The sequence below is a fragment of the Sunxiuqinia rutila genome (assembly GCF_050589705.1).
GTDB lineage: Bacteria > Bacteroidota > Bacteroidia > Bacteroidales > Prolixibacteraceae > Sunxiuqinia > Sunxiuqinia rutila.
Map to the genome: position 1 here is coordinate 253,754 of NZ_JBNGOT010000002.1, position 20,862 is coordinate 274,615.

A 20,862-nucleotide genomic window follows, 5' to 3' on the forward strand; every position below is an offset into this window, starting at 1 on the left:
GCCGGTGAATTCACCGGCTTTTTTATTGCTCTTCGAAGAGGTTTATGCGACTTTTAGGCAGGTGTTGCGGATATTCATTTTGCACAAAACGAATGAGTTCCTCGCGGACATGCACTCTTAAATCCCACGCTGTTGGAGAGTCTTCGGCACTTACCAAAGCACGCAACTCCAAGGTTCGTTCATTGGAATTGGTCACCTGAAGTACGTTCACTTTTCCATCCCACAAATCTGTTTGATTTAAAACTTCGGTTAGCTTTTCACGCATTTTCTCAACCGGAAAAGCATAATCAACATGCAGATAGACTGTTCCCAAAATTTCAGCAGAAGTTCGAGTCCAATTCTGAAATGGTTTTTCAATAAAATAGGTAATCGGAAGAATCAAGCGGCGTTTGTCCCATATACGCACCACCACATAAGTGAGTGTAATTTCTTCGATCCAGCCCCACTCCCCCTCTACAATCACGACATCTTCCAGCCGAATGGGTTGCGTAATAGCGATTTGGAAGCCAGCCAGAATCATTGCAATGCTGCGCTGAGCGGCAAAACCAATAATAATCCCTGCAATTCCGGCACTGGCTAACAAGCTAAGCCCTATTTTACGTATCTGAGGAATGGTCATCAGGATAATTCCGATGGCAATAATCACGACAATGGTAATCAACATACGCTCAAGCACCGACAGCTGTGTATGAATTTTTCGGGCTTTTAGGTTATCTCTTGTCGAAATATCATATTTTGCCAACACGTAGACCTTAATTCCCCGGATGGCACTAATTATTAGCCAGGCTAAAATCAAGGTATATACAATTCCCAGGATGATATTGATACTGCTGTTTACTTCATCCAACAATGCGGTGGCAGGCACTAACATGGAACCTGCAATTAGCATCACCAAAAAAATGAAGGGCAGGCTTACGAAACGCATAACTTTTAGTCCTACTGTATGATTAGAGTTTTTTCGGATCAATTTCTTTAAGTACCCGATAATGAGAAAAGCAATAAAAACACCTAAAACAAGACCAGCAGCAACAATAGCAATTTGTAAAAATAAAGTCATAACTTTAATTTAGTATTTCTTTGAATAACACCAAAAAGCGGAAGTCGTTCATTCGACTACTCGAACATACCTTTAAACTGAATGGCCATTAAACTAATATCATCAGCTTGTTTGGTTTCTCCTTTAAAGTTTTTCAGTTCGCTCATTACACCTTTTACAAGCGATTCAGGTGTCATGTTCTGGCTTTCTGTCATCAGACTGGATAACCGGTTCAGACCATACATTTCACCATACCTGTTTTTACATTCGGTGACCCCATCTGTATATAAAAACAGAATATCTCCTTTGGACAGCAACAGCGATTCAGACTCGTAGGTTTTGTTAGCGTAAAGGCCTATGGGCAAGCCGTGCGTTTGCTCCAGCTGGGTTACCCCTTTGTTTCGACGCAGCAAAAACGGATAATTGTGTGCAGCATTGCAATAATCTAGTATGCCTGTTTTAACATTCAGAACCCCAAGAAAAAGGGTTAGGAAGTGCTGATTGGAATTTTCTTTACTTAGGGCTTTGTTTACAACGTCCACAATCTTTTGAGCCGATACATCAGTTGACTTGCTTTTGATCATCGTATTGGCAACTGCCATAAACAAAGCAGCAGGAATGCCTTTGCCGGAAACATCACCCATCGTAAAGAGCAGGTGTTCATCATCAATGAAGAAGAAGTCATACAAGTCTCCTCCAATACTTTCTGCGGGTTGGAGAATGGCAAAGAGATCAATTTCATGTCGTTTTTCCAGAAAACTGTAGTCTTGCGGAATGATTGTTCGCTGGATTTCTTTCGCTGATTTCAAGTCTTTCTCATACTTACGCTTGTCTTTCCGAATCTGGTTTTGCTCTGCCAAATAGGTATTGTACTGAAATTGCAACTCCTTCAAACTATCACTCAGCAGCTCAATTTCATTCTTATCTCCCCTTCTTCTTCCCCGGTCTCCAAAACTAAAACGCTGAATAGAACGAACAATTTGTACCAATGGAGAAAACATCCGGGTAAAAATAACGACAATAAGTGCCAGTATTGCCAGAAAGCCGATAAGCGATACAACGACAATCTTACGAAAAACGGACCGCAGGTCATCAAACAATTCCTTTGCCGGAATCACAATAACAACACGCCAGTCAGTATAGGGAATCGATGAAAAATAAAACCAGCTTCTTTCATAGTTGAACAATTCCGGATAAGCAAATCCGGATCCGGACTTGCCGGCTCTCAGCAGCTGCATGTAATAATCCCTGTCAGTTCTCAAAGTCTCGGAGGATACGTCAAAAACCTGTTTTTTCATCACCCAGTCAGGATTTGGGTGAGTAAGGTAATACCCTTGCCTCGATGCAATAAGCGCAAATCCGTTGGTTCCTATTTTGATGTCAGAAATGACTTTATTTAGAAATTCGAGATTGATGTCACCGGCAATAATTCCAACTGACTCCCCCTGTGGATTGACTATTGGTAAAAAAAAAGAAATCATTAGTTTACTCGAATCCAGTGGACAGTAAAAAGGATCGGACCAAATACCCAAATTTTCTTGAAGGACTGAGTCTGCCAGATTTTCAAAATTGTATATCGCGCAAAAATCCAGATCTTGCCGGTCAACAAGCTCTCCGTCATGCGCATGGTAAGAAGAATAAATTAAGGTGTCTTGATTTTCAAACAGCTGAACGTGCAAGCCATTGAGCACCTGATTATTTTGTACAACCTGATGAAGAAAAAACTGTAAATCGCCATGTGAACGGTAATAAAGAGCCTGACTGGCAACATTGCGGGTTATCTCCTGGCTGGCGACCACATTTTTTGAAATCTCATTGATAATCAAGCTGGATTGATGAATGGCCAATTCTTCAATTTTATCCATAATTATCTCCCGACTATGCTTATAGTTTAGAAACACAATCAAGGAAATAACAATGAGCACGGCTGATGACACATAGAATCCCAGCTGAAAGGCAATACTTCTTTTATTCATGAATGATATACGATCTTAAAGAGCAAACAAGTTATGAAAAATCGAAGTGAAAGGAAAGCCCTTAGATTAGTTTATTCAGCCAGCTTCGAGGTCCTTTAAACAAACAGGTTTTGGACGCAAATTCTGCTGATTTTTGCAGCGCTTGCAAATAATTACTTTTCGTTAAAAGATAATAACAGAATGCCCCATGAAAAAAGTCACCGGCTCCAAGTGTGTCGATAACATCTACTTGCGGGACGTCTAGCTCACAGTTCATTTCCCTGCTGCTAACTAAAATTGGCTGATTCCCCCGCGTAATTGCTTTATGCGAAATGGCAAACTGATCTAAATAGTCAAAGATCTCCTTGGGTTGCTCACACGTTGGAGGATAAAAATCATTGGAGCAAATGGCATAATCCACATGTGGCAGCAATTCGGGAAGGTAGGATTTCCAGCTGCCACCATCAAAAACAACAGGAATTTGTCTGTTTTTTGCTTCGTGCGCCAGTTTTACAGCAACCTCTGGGTAAAAACCATCCAGCATTACAACCTCAGGCTGAAGTTGATCCAGCAGCTTTTTCTCATCAATAGGTTGTGTTATCCGATCCGGATAATGCGTAAAAATTGTTCGCTCGCCATTTGATGCACTAATGACAGAGGCAAGTACCGGTTGGGAATCCACCCGCTCTAAAAGGTCAATGTATTGAATGTTACATTGCTCAAAATCATTTTTGAAAACTGATTGAAAAGCATTTTTCCCTACAGCTGTTACCAAGTGGGTGTTTCCATTGAGCTTTGCAAAGGCCACTGCAGCATTGGTTGCAGGCCCTCCAACCCAACAGTCGGGTGCCTGGGTTTTTATTTTCACATTCCCTGCCGGAAACTCATCAACAAAATATTGAATATCCAAGGTTGCTAAACCCAGAAAGAGTGCCTTTTTCATAAATACAATTCAAAAGAAAAGCCGTCACATTTTCAGGTGACGGCTCTGTATTTTATATTTTAACAAGATCACGTGTTCATGGCTCCACAAACATTAATCACTTGTCCACTTACATAGCTTGATAAGTCGGAAGCAAGGAACAAAGCAGTCTTGGCAACCTCATCAGGAGTACCACCGCGTTTCATCGGAATATTGGCTTCCCAGGCTTTGCGGGCATCTTCCGGAATCTGAGCTGTCATCTCGGTAATGATAAAACCCGGAGCGATAGCATTGCTGCGAATGCCCCGTGATCCCAACTCTTTGGCGATTGACTTGGTAAAACCGATAATACCGGCTTTGGATGCTGAATAGTTAGATTGACCAGCATTTCCGCTCACACCAACTACTGAGCTCAAGTTAACGATTGATCCTGAGCGTTGCTTCAACATGATTTTTTGAGCTGCCTTTGTGAAGTTAAATACAGACTTCAGGTTTACATTAATCACGGCATCCCACTGCTCTTCTGTCATACGCATCAGCAGCGTATCTTTAGTAATTCCGGCATTGTTAACCAACGCATCAATTTGACCAAATTCTTTGACTACTTCAGCAACTACCCGGTCAGTATCTGCAAAATCAGCAGCATTGGAAGCATACCCCTTAGCCTTTACGCCCATAGCGATCAGCTCTTCTTGAGTGGCCTTCATATTTTCATCGTCAAAAAGATCCGTAAATGCAATGTTACAGCCTTCTTCGGCAAACTTTACTGCAATGGCTTTACCAATACCTCTGGAAGCACCGGTAATCAGAGCCGTTTTACCTTCTAATAATTTCATAATTTTTTCTTTTATGGAAATTTATTTTCAAGCAAAAGTATATAAAAAACAGTCAAAGTAAATCAAAACCCGTCCTGAAATACATAAGCAAACGCGCTTTTTAGTCGCTAACCCCCGACTTTTAAACCATATAATTCAAAAATGAAAATATTAGGTTTTCATTTAAAAGTATAAAAAACAAAGATTTTAGCTATTTTTGGCATTTATTTAAATTGTTATGATAATAACTTACAATATCCCATTTTCGAGATACAGAAAATTGGCCAGAATATACTGCAAACTAGCAAGATCATTGAAGCGCCCCTTCATAAGGAGGCGTTTCCTCAAAAGCTTGAAAAGCAATGAGATTGACTATCGAGATATTCCGGTAATCATTAATAATTACAACCGTATAATTTGTTTGCGCAAGCTAATTTCATGGCTGGAGAAAGCAGAGATGAGAAACATTTATATTATCGATAATAACTCTTGCTATCCAGAATTATTAGACTTCTACCAAGAAACACCACATACTGTCATTCGAATGAATGCCAACATCGGATATAAATCGATTTGGGACACCTCCATTTACTTATGGTTTAAGGGACTTCCCTACATTTACACCGATCCTGATATTTTGCCAATAGAAGATTGCCCTTTGGATGTTGTCGGCTATTTTCAACAATTGTTAAATGATTATCCAAGCTACACCAAAGTAGGATTTGGACTGAAAATAGATGACATTCCCGATTTTTATCCGCAAAAAGAAATGGTTATTAAATGGGAGAGAAAGTTTTGGGAAAAGCAGATCTCTTCTGATTTGTACGAGGCAGACATTGATACAACATTTGCACTGTATCGTCCAGGCACTAAAAATCAGCAATGGGGTAAAACCTTACGAACCGGGGGGAAATACATGGCTAGGCATTTACCTTGGTATGAAAATCCGACAACACTTTCAGACGAAGAGATACATTATCGAAGCAAGACAATTGGAAGTTCATGGTACCAGAAGCCCGTCTAATTAATCAACTTTAATCATTGATAATAGCAGATGAAAAAGACACCTACAATAGAACTCTATACCTTTTTCTACAAAAACGCACCGGTTATTATTAACCATTCGCCCTATATTCCAATCATGGCTGGCAATGCGCAATCCAAAGCAGCCATTGATATGCAAGGAGATGATACCGGTGATCATATCTCTTCGAAAAATAAGTATTATAGCGAACTGACTGGAACATATTGGGTATGGAAAAACACCTGCCAGGATATTGTAGGTGTGGTACACTATCGCCGTTTTCTGACAAAACAAACAGAGCCACTATCCTATCGGCTTAAGCGCTTGCTCTATTATCTGGTCGGAATTCATTACAAACGGTATGGCTTAATCTACACAAAAAATGTGCAGAAGTTCAAAGGTGCAGTTCTCAACGAAAATGAAATTATTGAGCTGCTCAATGAGTATGACATCATCTTGCCAACGAAACGAAAACTCAAATATACCGTTCGAGAACATTACCAGCGGTACCACAATGCCAAAGACCTCGAACTGCTTCAAACGATCATTCAAGAGAAATGTCCGGAGTATGGCGGAGCATTGGAGCGGGTGTTGGCTAGCAAACGCATGTATGCCAACAACATGTTGGTGATGAAACGAGCTGATTTTGATTGCTGTATGTCTTGGCTGTTTAAGCTCCTGTTCGAATTTGAAAATCGGGTAAAATTAGCTGAATATCAGGGCTACCAGGAACGCATTCTAGGGTTTATTGCCGAGCGCCTGCTTAATGTGTGGATTGAAAAACAACAATTGCGCATCAAAGAATTGCCTGTTATCTATTTCAAGCACTTTAAGTTTAGCAAGTAAATTGAAACGGTTCTTGTGGTGGCTGCTTTAGCAGCTTGCTATGCCCCACACATTTTGTACTTTTGTACTTCACAATAATGACGATATAATGATTGATCAAGCTACTATATGCGCTATTGCCACCTCTCCCGGAGTTGGAGCAATAGCTACCATTCGTTTGTCAGGCGACGAAGCACTGACCATTGCAGACAAGGTATTTCAATCTCCGGCCAAAGCAAAACGCTTATCGGAGCAGGTAGCCAACACGCTGCATGTAGGAACCATTCGCGATGCTGATGAGATTATTGATGAGGTGGTGGTTGCTTTGTTTCGTGGCCCCCACTCTTTCACCGGCGAAGATGTGGTAGAAATTACCTGTCACGGTGCGGTTTATATCCAGCAACGCATTTTGGAGTTGTTGCTGAAAAGTGGTGCGCGCATGGCCCTGCCTGGCGAGTTTACCCAACGCGCTTTTCTGAATGGCAAAATGGACCTGTCGCAAGCCGAAGCTGTGGCCGACTTGATTGCATCAACCAACAAGGCTAACCATAAAATGGCCTTGAAACAAATGCGTGGAGGCTTCTCCAATGAGATTAAGAAGTTGCGCGATCAACTGCTGCACTTTATTGCCATGGTTGAACTGGAGCTTGACTTTAGTGAAGAAGATGTCGAATTCGCAGACCGCAAACAACTCGTAGAGCTCACCGAAAAGATTGAGCAACTCTTACATCAACTGGCCAGCTCATTTAAACTGGGGAACGCCCTTAAAAACGGAATTCCGGTAGCCATTGTTGGGGAGACCAATGTGGGGAAATCGACTTTACTGAACGCCATTTTGAATGAAGAAAAAGCGATTGTGTCGGATATTCACGGGACTACGCGTGATGTGATTGAAGATGTGGTGAACATTGAAGGAACAGCTTTCCGCTTTTTTGATACGGCGGGCATTCGGGAAACAGTTGACCAGATTGAAAACTTAGGGATTGAACGGAGCTATAGCAAGTTGGAGCAAGCCGACATTATTTTGTTGGTCACCGACTTGAGTAACCCAATCGATTTAATAAGCCAACGGGTGAGCCTTATAAGAGAACGTATTCAGGATCAAAAATTGATCATTGTTGGCAACAAGGCCGACCTTGGCGGGAATGAAAAAATCAAGGAAATGCTGGGAGCTATTCTCTTGAATGACAATGAAGACTTGGTGTTTATTTCGGCTAAGAAACAGCAAAACCTGGATGCACTGATTGAGCTGCTGAAAGAAAATGCCCAGGTAGCCCAACCAGAAGGAACCGACGTCATTGTGTCAAATATTCGCCACTACGAGGCCCTAACCAATGCACATCAAGCCGTACTTCGGGTGATTGAGGGCTTGCACAACGGAATAAGCGGCGATTTCCTGGCTCAGGATATTCGTGAATGCCTCCACTTTCTTGGCGAAATCACCGGCGAAATCAGCAACGACGAAGTTCTTGGACATATCTTTAAGAATTTCTGTATCGGAAAGTAATTTCTGATATTTTTAATTACAAAATGACACAAATACATGCTAATCAAGACATTGTTTTACATCATACTTAGAGGCAATTTCTGCTTTTAGCCATAATTTCTTAATGTTTCGCTCATTTTTGCACCTCATTTGTATTTATTCTGAATTTTGTGTAATTTAGAAAGATAAATTGTGCAATATAATACAATATTTGGACTAATGTAGACTATGGTTTAACACCATAACTTTAAATAAGCGAAATGAAGAAGAAAAATTTGGAAATTGTAAAAACTTGTGTTTGGTGTAATAAAGAATTTATTGCGCAAAAAACAACTACAAAATATTGTTCGCACAATTGCAATAGTCAAGCATACAAAGCTCAAAAACGTGAAGAAAAGATTAGGAAACAAAAAGCTGACAATCTACTATCTATAAACACTCCATACCTGGAGAAACTTAATACAAAAGATTTTCTGAAAGTAAATGAGGTGGCTGATCTTTTAGGATTGTGCAAACAAAGTATTTATAATCTAATTCAATCAGGGCAACTTCCAGCCTCTCGAATTTCATCACGATTGACCTTGATAAAACGAAAAGACATTGATGAAATGTTTGAGAAAGGAAAGAATAGGATAATTCCTAATCAAGCTGGTGCCAGAGAAATATCCACGACTTTTTATTCTATTTCAGAAATTGAAGAATTCTATAATATCGGAACGACATGGGCATACAAGATTATTCGGGATAATAATATTGTTAAAATAGTCAAGAAGGGCAAAACCTATTATAGCAAAAAAGACTTTGATAACTATTTTAAACGAAAGGGAAGAATTAATCATGAAGATATTACTGATTGGATTACGATCCCAGATATATGTTCGGAATTTTCGATGACAAGTTCTGCTGTCTATACTTTTGTTTCCAGACATGATATTCCCAAAACCAAAAAAGGTAGAACGGCACTTTATTCAAGACGACACATTCTAATTGCCAAAGGGGAAAAGGCACCTTATGAGGTCCCCTATTATACTGTCCAGGAGGCAATGCAAAAATTCAACATTAGCAGGGACGGTCTGTATGGCTTGATAAAGCGAAATAATATTGATAAGGTCAAAGAAGGAAAATACATAAAGATTGTAAAAGATGAGTTAGACAGAATTTTTTCACCAACAAACACTGAATAATTATGGCTTGTGTAAAAGTTACTTTAAGAAAACGCGCGATTTCAAAAGGAAGATTATCGCTTTATTTGGATTATTATCCTGCTATAAGGAATCCATATACGATGAAACTGACACGCAGAGAGTTTCTCGGCATATACATTTACAAAAAGCCAAGAACGGAGCTTGAGAAGGAATATAACCGCGAAGTACTAAACAAAGCTGAAGGTATTCGCGCAATCAGGGTGCAATCGCTAATAAATGATCAATTTGGATTTCTGGACAAGCATAAACTTAAAGCAGACTTTTTAGATTACTTCTACAAAATTGCTCTAAAGAAAGATCAGAAGTGGATGATGGTATATGCTCATTTTGAGAAATTTGTGAATAGCAGATGCTTATTTGAGGATATAACAGTTGATTTAAGTAGGAAATTCAGGTCATATCTACTGAGTGCAAAACAGCTAAAACATACAAAATTTCCCATTTCTCAAAACTCTGCAGCCTCATATTTCTCAACATATAGGGCACTATTGAAACTGGCTTATCGGGACAAATTAATATTTGAGAATATAAACGACTTTTTGGAAAGCATTGAAACCGTTGATACCAAAATTGAATACCTGACATTAGAAGAACTCAAAACGCTTGCTGCAACTCCTTGCGACATATCTGTTTTGAAGTCTGCTTCATTGTTCTCGTGTTTAACCGGATTACGGATCAGCGATATCTTGAACTTAAGGTGGGATAATATTATTCCAGCATCCGAAGGCGAATTTTGTATGCGGTTAAAAACAGAAAAAACCGATACGGAAGCAACACTACCTCTAAGCAATGAAGCTCTGCAATTATGTGGTAAACGCACCAATGGAAGAGTTTTTAAAGATCTGGAGAGAAGCATGACTTTTCAACCATTGAAGAATTGGGTTGCCTCGGCCGGAATAAAAAAGAAGATTACATTTCACTGTTTCCGACATACTTTTGCCACCTTACAGATAGCTCTTGGCACAGACATTTACACCGTTTCGAAAATGCTAACTCATAAAAACGTTTCGACCACTCAGATTTATGCTGATTTAGTTAATGAAAAGAAACGGGAGTCTGCCAACAAGATTAGTTTAAAATAGTTTCTATGACATTTAAGAAACTAGAAAATATTATTCTTATTCTTCTTGTTTGCTGTGCCATTCTGGTTTTGGCGACATTAACAAGGTATTTCTGCTTATTAACAAAGCTTGATTTATTTACATCGAATATCGTTTTCTTAATTGTCGTTGTATTTTCAGTGGCTGTGTATATTAGTATTAATAGCCTGATCGATAATTTTTTGCTACCCAAGATAATTTCTTCTAAAGTATTTGAGAGAAAAGAACCTGCTAATAATGAGATAAAAACAGGTTTGGAATATATTCCCTACAACGTCCCGACTAATGAAATACGCGAAACATTTCAGGAAACATCAGATCAGAAAAAGCAAAAATTATTAAAACAAGCTCTCCAATATTCCCAAGAAGTATTTGCTCCATATGTCTCAGATTCTGAACTTTTAAGACTGTGTACATTTGTAGAAATGTATTCAAATGGTGAAGAATTAAAATCGATACAACCAATAAAAGCTGACAAGCAGCTGAAAGCTAACGACATATATCATTATGGGTGGAATATTTGGAACCATTTTCGAATAACAGACCAATTATCCATCTCCCATTTCCTTAAAATAGTGTTTGCCCCTACCCTTCAGAAAGTGAGTGAAATCAAGACAATCAAGAAAAAACTGAGAATTCCTGACAGCAATTGCAATATTCCAATCAAGTATAAACTCAGCAACTAAAATATTCTCGATCTCCGGTGTTTCTATGGTGTTTTTTTGGTGACTTAAAGGCACCTGTAAAACACCTATTTCATTTGTAAACAGATAATTAAAGACAGTTGCCATGTGTAAAGATGAAATTACATTCGAAAAATTACCGGAAGCTGTAGGCTTTCTAATTCATGAAGTAACACAGTTAAGAAATCTGATCAAAGAAATCCAAAGGCCGGATATTCCGAAAAGGCCAATCGAGATCAATGAGGCTTGTAAAATTCTTATGAAAGCCAAATCGACAGTTTATGCCCTTGTACGAAAAGGAAGCATTCCTTGCTACAAAAGTGGCAAGAAGCTCTATTTCTATGAGGATGAATTATTGGAATGGATAAATACAGGCAGAAAAAATAGTTCAGCCGGTATCCATTCGCATATTCCCGCAATAATGACACCTGAAGTTCTCTCAGAAGATTATTCCATTCCATTTTCAAAAAAACGATAAACACCAGCCAAGATGAATACTTTTAGATTTAAACTTGAACCATATCAAGGTTCTACAACACGACATTTATGCCCTGCCTGTAATAAAAAGAATGTATTTGTAAGATATATTGATACAGAAAAGCAGATTACCTTTCCAGAAAATGCGGGAAGGTGTAACCGTGAAGAAAAATGCGGCTATCATTATACGCCCAGTCAATACTTTCAGGACAACAATTACATTCTACCTAAAACACGTGAAACCTCCTTCCCTTGCAACATCACTCCTGAAACCATTCAGTCAATAAGTTTTATTGATAAGGATCTATTGTGCGAAAGCCAGAGATCCTATAAGCATAATAATCTGTTCCAGTTTCTTTGTTCACAAATTGGGGAAACTGCAACTCAGGAACTATTTGCGAAATACAAAAATTGGAACCTCTAAAATATGGGATGGAGCAACAATATTTTGGCAAGTTGATTCCAATGGAAATATTCGCACAGGTAAAATTATGCAATACTCCCCAAGAACTGGGAAACGTATAAAACATCCGTTCAATCACATCTCCTGGGTACATCTCCGAATTAAGCATGAAGATTTTAAACTCAAGCAGTGTTTTTTCGGCGAACATCTACTTAATGAAGATACTTCGAAACCAATTGGAATAGTAGAAAGTGAGAAAAATGCTGTAATTGCTGCCCATTTTTTAAAAGATTACCGCTGGATTGCTTCCGGCGGAAAATATAAAAGTCTGAATACCAGTAATTTTAAAATTTTGTCCGATCAGAAAGTGGTTTTATTTCCTGATCTGGGGGCTTTCAAAACATGGCACAGAAAAGCCAAACTCATGAAAAGATATGGCATCGACATTCGAATTTCTGAGTTTCTGGAAGGCTTAAGTAAAACTGAAAAGTTACCAGCCAGTTACGAAATTGCAGACTATTTAATCGAAAAACTAACACCGGAAACCAGGTGCATTACAGAACAAATGACAACGCAAAATCCAGCTTTAAAATTGCTGATTAAAAAGTTTGAACTAGTGCCGGACGATAGTCTGAAGGAGGAAATCACGTTGAATTTCTCTCAACGAAAACAACTGAAATTACAAGCCATCAAACGCTAATACCCTGTCAGTTTTATGCGAAGCAAGTTTATGTTTTGGTATTACCAAAACCCTTGCTTCTGCATCCCGCTGGTCTAAGTAGAAGAAAATGAACAGTTATAAAAAAGGTGGTAGACCCACGAAAATTGTCTCCGAAAAGAAAACTTATATCGTCAGCTTGAAGATGTCAACTGAAGAATATTATACGCTAAAAGGTAAAGCTTCAGAAGCCAAAACATCAATGAGTGAGATTATCCGACAGTCTATTGCTTCATGCACAATAATTCAAAGGTTGACACCCGAGCTGAACGATCATATCAGGAAGCTTTGCGGAATGGCTAACAATCTAAATCAAATAGCAAAGAAGGCTAATGCGGGAGGATACAAAAACGCCAGAACCGAGTACCTGTATTTAGCCGGTGAGATTGACAACATCATTGACAAAATTAAATGATCGCAAAAATTATCAAAGGAAAAGGTTTTAAAGGAGCGGTGGAATATGTACTTGATAAAAAGAAGGCAGCCGAAATTCTTTCCACAGATGGAGTTAGAACCAAAAACGCCAAAGCTATTATTCAGAGTTTTATCCAACAGACAAACCTGAATCCCAGAGTGGCCAAAACGGTTGGTCATATTTCTCTTGATTTTTCTGCGCAGGACAAGTACAACCTTAGTAATCCTAAAATGCTGGAAATTGCTCACAAATATATGAAGAGAATGGACATTAAGGACACCCAATATATAATTGTTCGCCATTACGACAAGGAGCATCCACACGTTCACCTGGTCTTTAACAGAGTAAACAATCAAGGCAAAACTATTTCAGATAAAAATGATCGCTTTCGCAGCGAAAAGACCTGTAAGGACCTGACTTTTGATTTCGGACTTTATTTCGCAAAAGGAAAAGAGAATGTAAAAGAACACCGTCTGCGAGAGCCGGATAAAACCAAATATGAAATATACAATACGCTAAAGGAGGTTGTTCCTAATTGCAAGTCATGGAATGCATTGATTCAAGCCTTGAAAGAACAAGGAATACAAACTTCTTTTAAATATAAAGGGCGTACAGACGAGGCTCAGGGAATAATATTCACAAAAAACAACTTCAAATTCAATGGTTCTAAAGTTGACCGGCAATTTAGTTTCTCCAAAATAAATAGGCAGATACAGCAAAATATTTCGCGTGAACCCAGCATCAAAACAAAATATAGCCGTGGACATGAAATGAATCCATTGGTCGATGTATCATTATCGGCATATAAATACAGGCATATTGATAGAGAAAACCATAGTTCTTCTGTAAACCTGAGGAAAAAGCGAAAGAACAGGAATCGAGGATTAAGCAGGTAATCAAATAATTGAATATGAGTAACAATAGTTTAATCGCAGCCATGTTTGAGGAAATCAAAAAGAGACTATCAACAATTGAAAAAGAGATGGGAAACGACAATTCTAATCAAAAGCGCAAAGAAGATTCTCCAAAACAAGAGGAACGGCAGAAATTCGTATCGGCTCGTACGTTTCTGAATGACATCCAACGGATAATAGAAACTTCGTTTCAAAAAGATTTTGATAAGACGAACTCAGAAATTCGGCTTGCCAAATCTGATATTACAAATAGTATTAAACAGTTAGAAACAAGTATCGAAAGTTTAAAATGTTTTCCCAAAAAGAAGAAAAAGCTCATTGCTGTCGATTCTTTTAAAACCTGGAAGATAGGTTCTATTATGATTTTAGTATTGCAATTTATTAGCATTGGCGGTCTGATGATCCAAAACTCAAAACTGGCAGACAACGATCTGAAATATAGATATATTAATTCCCTTCAAGGAATTGATTCAAAAGGTTTGAGAAACATAGAAACAGTATTTCATATTAAGCGCGACAAAGAATTTATTAAAGACATTCGGAAAGCTGTAGAAACATACGAATTGAACATTAAAAAAGGCCTTAATGAAAACGGGAATGCCATAAATTCCGAACCTGCAAATTCTCCTGATGAAAGCTTACCAAAATGAACTCCATAAAATTTAAAGGTGATTCCAAATCACAAACAAATGTATTCAATTCAATCCAAACAAGCCTGCGGTTGCAAAAGACTTCGGCATAAACGCAGCGCATGAATAGTCAAGAGTTTATGAAAACGATTATACTTTTGCATGAATACACCTTTCTCATACTTCGAAAGGAAAATTCATTGCAAAAACAGCGGTAAAAACACTTGACTATTAACGCGCCTCCCCCGCTTCGATTACCATCGTCCATTTATTCCGATTCCTTTTGCAATTCGGATTAAATTGATTTTTGAGTGTTTACGATTTGGAATAAAAGCCATATCCCGGTGAAAAAACAACCGGAATAATGTTCATAAAATCTTTCTCTGATTTTCTTTTTTTACTAATACTTTTTGTATTTTAGACATTTTCTGACAAGTCATTAATTATATAATTATGTTTTTAGGCAAACGCATTAAAGAATTGAGGGAAGAAAAGCACCTCCTTCAACGCCAACTGGCTGCCGAATTGGAGATTGATACTCCCATGTACAGCAAGATTGAACGTGGCGATCGCAAGGCCAAACGAGAACAAGTCATTAAACTCGCGAAATTACTCAGCACCGATAAGAATGAACTTCTTACGCTTTGGTTAGCTGGTCAGATTTATGAACTAATAAAAGACGAAGAGCTTGCTCGAAAAGCAATATCGTTGGTGTCAATTAAGTTAGATACAAAAAAATGAGCAAGAACTCTCCAGACAACATCCTCAGTTATTTAAAATCAACCGCAAGAAACAAAATCGTATTGTTTCGCGACGATATTCCTGGTGTTGAACCCTTCGATATTGGAATCGCAATTGCGGAAAAAATCGCTCATCTTTTAGACGACAGAAAGCTTTCATTCAAAGCAAAAAACGAAATAGATAAGCTATTCACGTCAATACTCATTAATCATGTAACATTCGGCAAACTAATGGCAATTTCAAACATTGGGATTCTTTTTGAACCTGATTTAAAAATTGACATTCTCAGCTTGTTTGAAAGATTTTCCTGCGACAATGCTTTATTCATAAAATGGGACGGGGAAATTGAAGCCGGGAACTTATACTTTCTTTCAAAATATAATGGAATCAAAATCAATTTAAAAAATATCAGCCACATAATAATATGAAGTACAACGAACTCATAAATTTTGAACCAATCACAGAGGTTGTAAAATTTAGCAAGACTAACCAAACAGACTATCAGAGAAACCTGGTAAAGACCTTTGTTTTCTCCGACACATTTAGAAAAGTACTTATTCCACTAATGGTTCGTAATCTGGATTTCAGTTACGACGGAGAAACATTCGGGCTCCAGGTGGTTGGTAATTACGGTACAGGTAAATCCCACTTAATGTCGTTGGTTTCATTAATCGCGGAACAGGAAGAATTAATTGAACTGGTACAGGACGAAATTCCAAAAAAAGAGCTGTTAAAAATTGCGGGCCAGTTTAAAGTCCTACGCTTTGAGCTTGGTGGTACTGAAAGTCTATGGGATTTTGTAACCGTCAAAATTGAAATATTTTTTGAAGAAATAGGAATCGATTTCTCGTTCGAAGGGCACAAAGGATTAACCTATGCCGATAAACTCAAATTAATGATGGCTGAGTTTGAAGAGAAGTTCCCGGACAAAGGCTTTTTGGTGGTAATCGATGAAATGTTGGCCTATCTAAAGGGACGAAGTACTCCTGATAAACTAAACCAGGATTTACAGGTTTTACAGGCACTTGGGCAAGCTTGTGACTCAACAAAATTCAAATTTATATTTGGCGTTCAGGAAATGATTTATCACTCACCTGAATTTCAGTTTGCAGCAGATATGCTGCAAAAAGTAAACGATAGGTACAAGGACATAATGATTACAAAAGAGGATGTTGCCTACATCGTCAAAAATCGCCTTCTCCGTAAAAACGAACACCAAAAACAGAAAATAAAGGACCACTTAGACAGCTTTTTAAAGCTGTTCACCGATATGCACGGAAGAACGCAAGACTACGTGGAACTCTTCCCTGTGCATCCCACTTATTTCGAGAATTTTGAACGTATCAGAATTGGCAAAAGCCAGCGTGAAATCTTAAAAACACTGTCCAACCAGTTTCGTGAGATACTTGAGGTTGATATACCTAATGACAACCCGGGACTTTTGACCTATGACAGATATTGGGAAGACATCCAAAAAAGTCAGGATTTAATGGCTATTCCCGATGTTCGTAAAGTAAAAGAGGTAACTGAAACAATTAACGATAAAATTGAAAGCTACTTTACCGGCGTCCGCGCTGGAAAGAAAAAAATTGCCAAACGAATTGCAAATGCTTGTGCAATTAAAATCCTTCAACATGAACTAAACAAGCAAAACGGTACAAATACAGAACACCTGGTCGATGACCTGTGCCTGACTGATAAATTGGCTGATGACAGGGATTTCCTGATGGACATTATGGAATCAACAGCTCAGCAAATCATCACCGCCACATCCGGGCAATACTTCGACAAAGATGCTGAAAACGGTGAGTATCACTTGCGCATCGAAGGAGGAATAAACTTCGACCAAAAAATCAAGGATTATGCCGCTACTATGGGAGATTCAAACAAAGACGAATATTTCTTCAATTTCATGAAGATAATTCTGTCTTTGGATTACGATACCTACAGGCCAACCTTCAATATCTGGAGACACAGCATCGAGTGGAAATCGCACAAAACCTATCGCGATGGCTATATTTTCTTTGGTAATCCAAACGAAAAGTCAACAACCCATCCACGCCAGCATTTCTACATGTACTTCATGCCCATCTTCGATGAAACAAAAAAAATACGCAATCACGAAGAAGATGAGGTTTATTTCATCATGGATGATCTGTCTGTTGACTTTAAAAATGCGGTAACACTTTACGGTGCAGCATTAGCCTTAGAAGTAAGGGCCGATTCATCGCAGAAAACAATTTACCGCCAGAAGATTGATGAACTACAGAAAAAAGCCATCAAACTTTTCAATCAGGAATACCTCCAGGTTACAAAAGTTGATTATCAGGGTAAGGAATACCCGTTGAATGGTTTTGCACTGCCGGGCGTAGGTTCATCCAAAGAACAAATATTTGCAGCCATTGCATCCGAAGTATTTGAAAATTGGTTTGAACAGGAAACACCCAACTACCCTAAATTCTCGCAGCTCGCTTTGCCGAATACCAAAGACAATATCTTTAATCGGATTAGAAGTGCTTTGTCGAAAGTTTCAAATCCCGAACAAACGAATAAAGATGGTGAGGGAATCCTTTCCGGCTTAGGTTTATGGGTGCCCGGCATGTTAGATTACTCGCATTCGCCATACGCAAAAAACATTGTGAAGCTATTGAAAGAAAAAGGCGACGGGAAAGTGCTGAACAAGGAAGATATTATCGAGTACGTTGATAAAAGCGATAACCTGTGGCTTTCAAAAGATTTTAAAATTGAAGCAGAGCTTGAATTTGTTGTTTTATCAACCTTAGCAGCTTTGGGTGAACTCGAAATCGTTTTAAGTTCAGGCTCATCCATTAACTCGACAAATCTTAATGATCTAAAAGATATTGTCAAAGAAGATTTTTATTCTTTTACTCACGTTAAACCGCCCAAAGGCCTCAACGAAGCTGCCTTAAAAACCATGTTTGTCGGGCTGTTAGGCCGAGATTTAAGCAAACAACTAAAAGATCCTACAACGTACACGAGTTTGGTTAATGCAGCGACCGACTGGGCGAAACGTGCCGTCACTGCTTTAAATAAGATTCAGGGTGGACTTGTATTTAAAGGTATTGAAATCATTTCAGAATCAGAAAGCATTCATTACCGGACAAAATTTACCGGCTTTTCCGGATTCTGCGATAAGCTGGCCAATTATACCTCCGAGGCAAAAATTAAAAACTTTCAATACAGCATCGACGAAATAAACAAACTACTGGAAGCAAAACCACTTATTGAGAACCTCGAAAAGCAACTGGAAGAAATAGCACAGTTTAACGACGATATTTCCTATTTACAACAGTGCCGCCAATATGTAACGGATGCCGCATTTAAGGAGGAGATCACGAATGCCATTACTCAACTTGCAGCCATCCTTTCATCGGATAACTCCACTGAAAAGACAACCTACAAAACAAAACTGTCCGACCTTAAAAACCGATATGCCGACTGGTATTTAAAACTGTACTTAAAATACAGAATCAGCGATGCCGACAATACTCAAAAGCATGCGTTATTGGATTCGGATGAGAAAGTAATGTGCGATGTTTTAAAAGATGCCGATTTCTTGTCAACAGGGCAATATGCACAATGGCATAGCAGCTTGAATAAATTGCAACCTGCCGATGGCAAGGTGAATAAAGAACTGATACTAACCGCGCCATATCAGGATTTTAATCCAATTGAATACGAAGGAACAACCAGTATTTCTGTTTCAACCTTAAAAACAGAGCTGAAAGCACTGTTGGAAAATTGGGAGCAAACATTAAAAGATACCTTGGAAGACCCGATTGTTAAAAAGAACATGAGTCTGCTTGAGCCAGCACAGGCCAAACTTTTAAACGATTTCAAAAAGGGTGTCATCGTACTGGCCAAAGACAATGTGCGGAAAATTACCAATGCAGTGATGGACTTGCACAAAGGACTTGAAAAAATCGAACTGACGATCGATAATTTAAAAGTACAGTTCAACAAACCACTTACTCCCGACGACGCGATTGAGGCATTTAAAGCCTATATCGACAGTATTTCAAAAGGTAAAGAGCGAGATAAAATTAGGATAATACTCAAGTAAATTCACCTTAAAGTGAAATAAATTTGAAAATTAACTTATAAGTGAATAGCTTTGCAGAACTAATACTGGTTGAACAATACAGAAAAGTAACATACTATTCTGTAGCTATTAACGATGATGATGCCTTATATGATCAGTTTGTCGAAAAGCATACTGCTGAAAACAGTGAAAAATTAAATCACATCCTGGCATGGTTAGAAAAAATTGGTGATAAAATTGGGGCGTATGAAAACTACTTTAGAAATGAAGCAGAAACGGGTGATGCAAGGGCATTACCTCCTAAAGGTAAAGACAGAGATCCTGTCTATGTGGAATATTCAGAAGCAACTAAAAATAATGAAAACACAGCCAATAATTTAAGATTATATTGTTTCAGAGCAAGCGAATCAGTAGTATTCCTATTTAATGGAGATATCAAAACAAAACAAAATCCACAAGATTGCGACAATGTAAGATCACATTTTAAAATGGCCAATCAACTTTCTAAATTACTAGATCAAGCAATAGTTAATAAAGAGATTCAATGGAATGAGGATTGGTCAGATATTCGTGTAGATGATGATTTTAAACTCGAATGGGATTAAAAAAAGAAAACAAATGAGAAAATCAAAAAATTCAATATCAAGCTGGTTAAAAGAACACGGTGACCCTGAAATAGATCGTTTTATTGAAAAAAATCTGGCCATCGTTGAAAAAGTGCGTATAGCCCTGCAAAATAAAGGCTGGTCGAAAGCACAACTAGCCGAAGCAATGGGAAAAAAGCCATCTGAAGTTTCAAAATGGCTGACTGGGATGCACAACCTCACCCTAAAGAGTACCATTAAAATGGAAATGGCTTTAGGTATCGACCTTATTCATACCGAACCGGTAAAAGAATACGAATATGTGTTCCTGGGAACAATTGAGAACAAAGACGAATTAAAAACCAAAGGGGAAGAATATACAGTATCATGCCTGTCGCAGGAATATGAAATAGCAATGTAATATGGAACAAAAGCAAGCACCCATAATACCTGAGCACATTCATCTGTTAGCCATAGAAGTTGCACAACAAAAAATAGATGCACAGGCATTTAAAAAACACAAGGAACACCGATTAAATGTTGGGCACAAAGTATTACATAACCTGAAAGACGAACGAATTAAACTGGAACTCGTTTTTTCATTTGAAGATGCCAACAAAACACAGCTGTTATTTTTTCAAATCGATTTCCATTTTAACGTTGAACAGCTTTCCGATTTTTACCAGTTAAAAGAAGAAAACTATCCCGTTTTTTATGCGCCCCTGATTGCCACCCTGCTCGGAATAAGTTTATCAACTGCCCGGGGAATCATCTTCGAGAAGCTGCAAAATGCCGGGCTAAAAAATGTCATTCTCCCCGTAGTTTCGCCGCAAAAAATGCTGGCAAATTCATCCAACAAGTAAAAAA

At 38.4% G+C, this 20,862-nt stretch carries 22 protein-coding genes; 18 read left to right on the forward strand and 4 right to left on the reverse strand.

Annotated features, from left to right (window positions below; genetic code table 11):
• Positions 1–22: 22 nt before the first annotated feature.
• From ACRD6K_RS02930 to fabG, 4 genes are all read right to left on the reverse strand, one after another.
• On the reverse strand, positions 23–1,057 hold the full coding sequence (locus tag ACRD6K_RS02930; protein WP_299577757.1) for a mechanosensitive ion channel family protein: 1,035 nt from the start codon (positions 1,055–1,057) through the stop codon (positions 23–25).
• Between the two features lie 56 nt (positions 1,058–1,113).
• Positions 1,114–3,012, reverse strand: coding sequence for a SpoIIE family protein phosphatase (locus tag ACRD6K_RS02935; protein ID WP_299577758.1), 1,899 nt, complete (start codon positions 3,010–3,012; stop codon positions 1,114–1,116).
• 61 nt (positions 3,013–3,073) lie between these two features.
• A complete protein-coding gene (locus tag ACRD6K_RS02940; RefSeq protein WP_430971999.1) occupies positions 3,074–3,934 on the reverse strand; it encodes a PfkB family carbohydrate kinase in 861 nt (286 codons plus the stop codon).
• A 68-nt stretch (positions 3,935–4,002) separates the two neighbouring features.
• Entirely contained in the window at positions 4,003–4,749 is a 747-nt protein-coding gene (gene fabG / locus ACRD6K_RS02945) for a 3-oxoacyl-[acyl-carrier-protein] reductase (protein ID WP_299577760.1), read from the reverse strand.
• A 331-nt stretch (positions 4,750–5,080) separates the two neighbouring features.
• Here fabG and ACRD6K_RS02950 point away from each other — a divergent pair, with 331 nt between their 5' ends.
• From ACRD6K_RS02950 to ACRD6K_RS03035, 18 genes are all read left to right on the forward strand, one after another.
• Entirely contained in the window at positions 5,081–5,752 is a 672-nt protein-coding gene (locus ACRD6K_RS02950; RefSeq protein ID WP_430972000.1) for a glycosyltransferase family protein, read from the forward strand.
• 30 nt (positions 5,753–5,782) lie between these two features.
• Positions 5,783–6,598 (forward strand): DUF4422 domain-containing protein, encoded by an 816-nt coding sequence (locus ACRD6K_RS02955; RefSeq protein WP_430972001.1) that lies wholly within the window; start codon positions 5,783–5,785, stop codon positions 6,596–6,598.
• An 88-nt stretch (positions 6,599–6,686) separates the two neighbouring features.
• The gene (gene mnmE / locus ACRD6K_RS02960) at positions 6,687–8,084 is read left to right on the forward strand and encodes a tRNA uridine-5-carboxymethylaminomethyl(34) synthesis GTPase MnmE (RefSeq protein WP_430972002.1); all 1,398 of its coding nucleotides are present in this window, start codon (positions 6,687–6,689) and stop codon (positions 8,082–8,084) included.
• A gap of 239 nt (positions 8,085–8,323) precedes the next feature.
• Positions 8,324–9,247 carry a helix-turn-helix domain-containing protein gene (locus ACRD6K_RS02965; RefSeq protein ID WP_430972003.1) on the forward strand — a complete coding sequence of 308 codons (924 nt, stop codon included), beginning with the start codon at positions 8,324–8,326 and terminating at the stop codon, positions 9,245–9,247.
• A 2-nt stretch (positions 9,248–9,249) separates the two neighbouring features.
• Positions 9,250–10,350 carry a site-specific integrase gene (locus ACRD6K_RS02970; protein ID WP_430972004.1) on the forward strand — a complete coding sequence of 367 codons (1,101 nt, stop codon included), beginning with the start codon at positions 9,250–9,252 and terminating at the stop codon, positions 10,348–10,350.
• A 5-nt stretch (positions 10,351–10,355) separates the two neighbouring features.
• Positions 10,356–11,054 (forward strand): hypothetical protein, encoded by a 699-nt coding sequence (locus tag ACRD6K_RS02975; protein WP_430972005.1) that lies wholly within the window; start codon positions 10,356–10,358, stop codon positions 11,052–11,054.
• A gap of 103 nt (positions 11,055–11,157) precedes the next feature.
• A complete protein-coding gene (locus tag ACRD6K_RS02980; protein ID WP_430972006.1) occupies positions 11,158–11,529 on the forward strand; it encodes a helix-turn-helix domain-containing protein in 372 nt (123 codons plus the stop codon).
• 12 nt (positions 11,530–11,541) lie between these two features.
• The gene (locus tag ACRD6K_RS02985; protein WP_430972007.1) at positions 11,542–11,952 is read left to right on the forward strand and encodes a PG0870-related protein; all 411 of its coding nucleotides are present in this window, start codon (positions 11,542–11,544) and stop codon (positions 11,950–11,952) included.
• Positions 11,924–12,631, forward strand: a complete 708-nt coding sequence (locus ACRD6K_RS02990; RefSeq protein WP_430972008.1) for a DUF6371 domain-containing protein — start codon at positions 11,924–11,926, stop codon at positions 12,629–12,631. The genes ACRD6K_RS02985 and ACRD6K_RS02990 overlap by 29 nt, the downstream gene beginning before the upstream one ends.
• Before the next feature lie 88 nt (positions 12,632–12,719).
• Entirely contained in the window at positions 12,720–13,064 is a 345-nt protein-coding gene (locus ACRD6K_RS02995; RefSeq protein ID WP_320112772.1) for a MobC family plasmid mobilization relaxosome protein, read from the forward strand.
• Positions 13,061–13,960 carry a relaxase/mobilization nuclease domain-containing protein gene (locus tag ACRD6K_RS03000; protein ID WP_430972009.1) on the forward strand — a complete coding sequence of 300 codons (900 nt, stop codon included), beginning with the start codon at positions 13,061–13,063 and terminating at the stop codon, positions 13,958–13,960. Before ACRD6K_RS02995 ends, ACRD6K_RS03000 begins: the two co-directional genes overlap by 4 nt.
• A 14-nt stretch (positions 13,961–13,974) precedes the next feature.
• Positions 13,975–14,628 (forward strand): hypothetical protein, encoded by a 654-nt coding sequence (locus ACRD6K_RS03005; RefSeq protein ID WP_430972010.1) that lies wholly within the window; start codon positions 13,975–13,977, stop codon positions 14,626–14,628.
• Positions 14,629–15,060: 432 nt separating this feature from the next.
• On the forward strand, positions 15,061–15,348 hold the full coding sequence (locus ACRD6K_RS03010; protein ID WP_430972011.1) for a helix-turn-helix domain-containing protein: 288 nt from the start codon (positions 15,061–15,063) through the stop codon (positions 15,346–15,348).
• Positions 15,345–15,776: a hypothetical protein gene (locus tag ACRD6K_RS03015; protein WP_430972012.1), complete on the forward strand. Its 432-nt coding sequence runs from the start codon at positions 15,345–15,347 to the stop codon at positions 15,774–15,776. The genes ACRD6K_RS03010 and ACRD6K_RS03015 overlap by 4 nt, the downstream gene beginning before the upstream one ends.
• Complete coding sequence (locus ACRD6K_RS03020) at positions 15,773–19,432, forward strand: DUF6079 family protein (RefSeq protein WP_430972013.1); 3,660 nt, start codon at positions 15,773–15,775, stop codon at positions 19,430–19,432. The genes ACRD6K_RS03015 and ACRD6K_RS03020 overlap by 4 nt, the downstream gene beginning before the upstream one ends.
• Before the next feature lie 41 nt (positions 19,433–19,473).
• Entirely contained in the window at positions 19,474–20,016 is a 543-nt protein-coding gene (locus tag ACRD6K_RS03025) for a hypothetical protein (RefSeq protein ID WP_430972015.1), read from the forward strand.
• A gap of 13 nt (positions 20,017–20,029) precedes the next feature.
• Entirely contained in the window at positions 20,030–20,416 is a 387-nt protein-coding gene (locus ACRD6K_RS03030) for a helix-turn-helix domain-containing protein (RefSeq protein ID WP_430972016.1), read from the forward strand.
• Position 20,417: 1 nt separating this feature from the next.
• The gene (locus tag ACRD6K_RS03035; RefSeq protein WP_430972017.1) at positions 20,418–20,858 is read left to right on the forward strand and encodes a hypothetical protein; all 441 of its coding nucleotides are present in this window, start codon (positions 20,418–20,420) and stop codon (positions 20,856–20,858) included.
• Positions 20,859–20,862 lie beyond the last annotated feature (4 nt).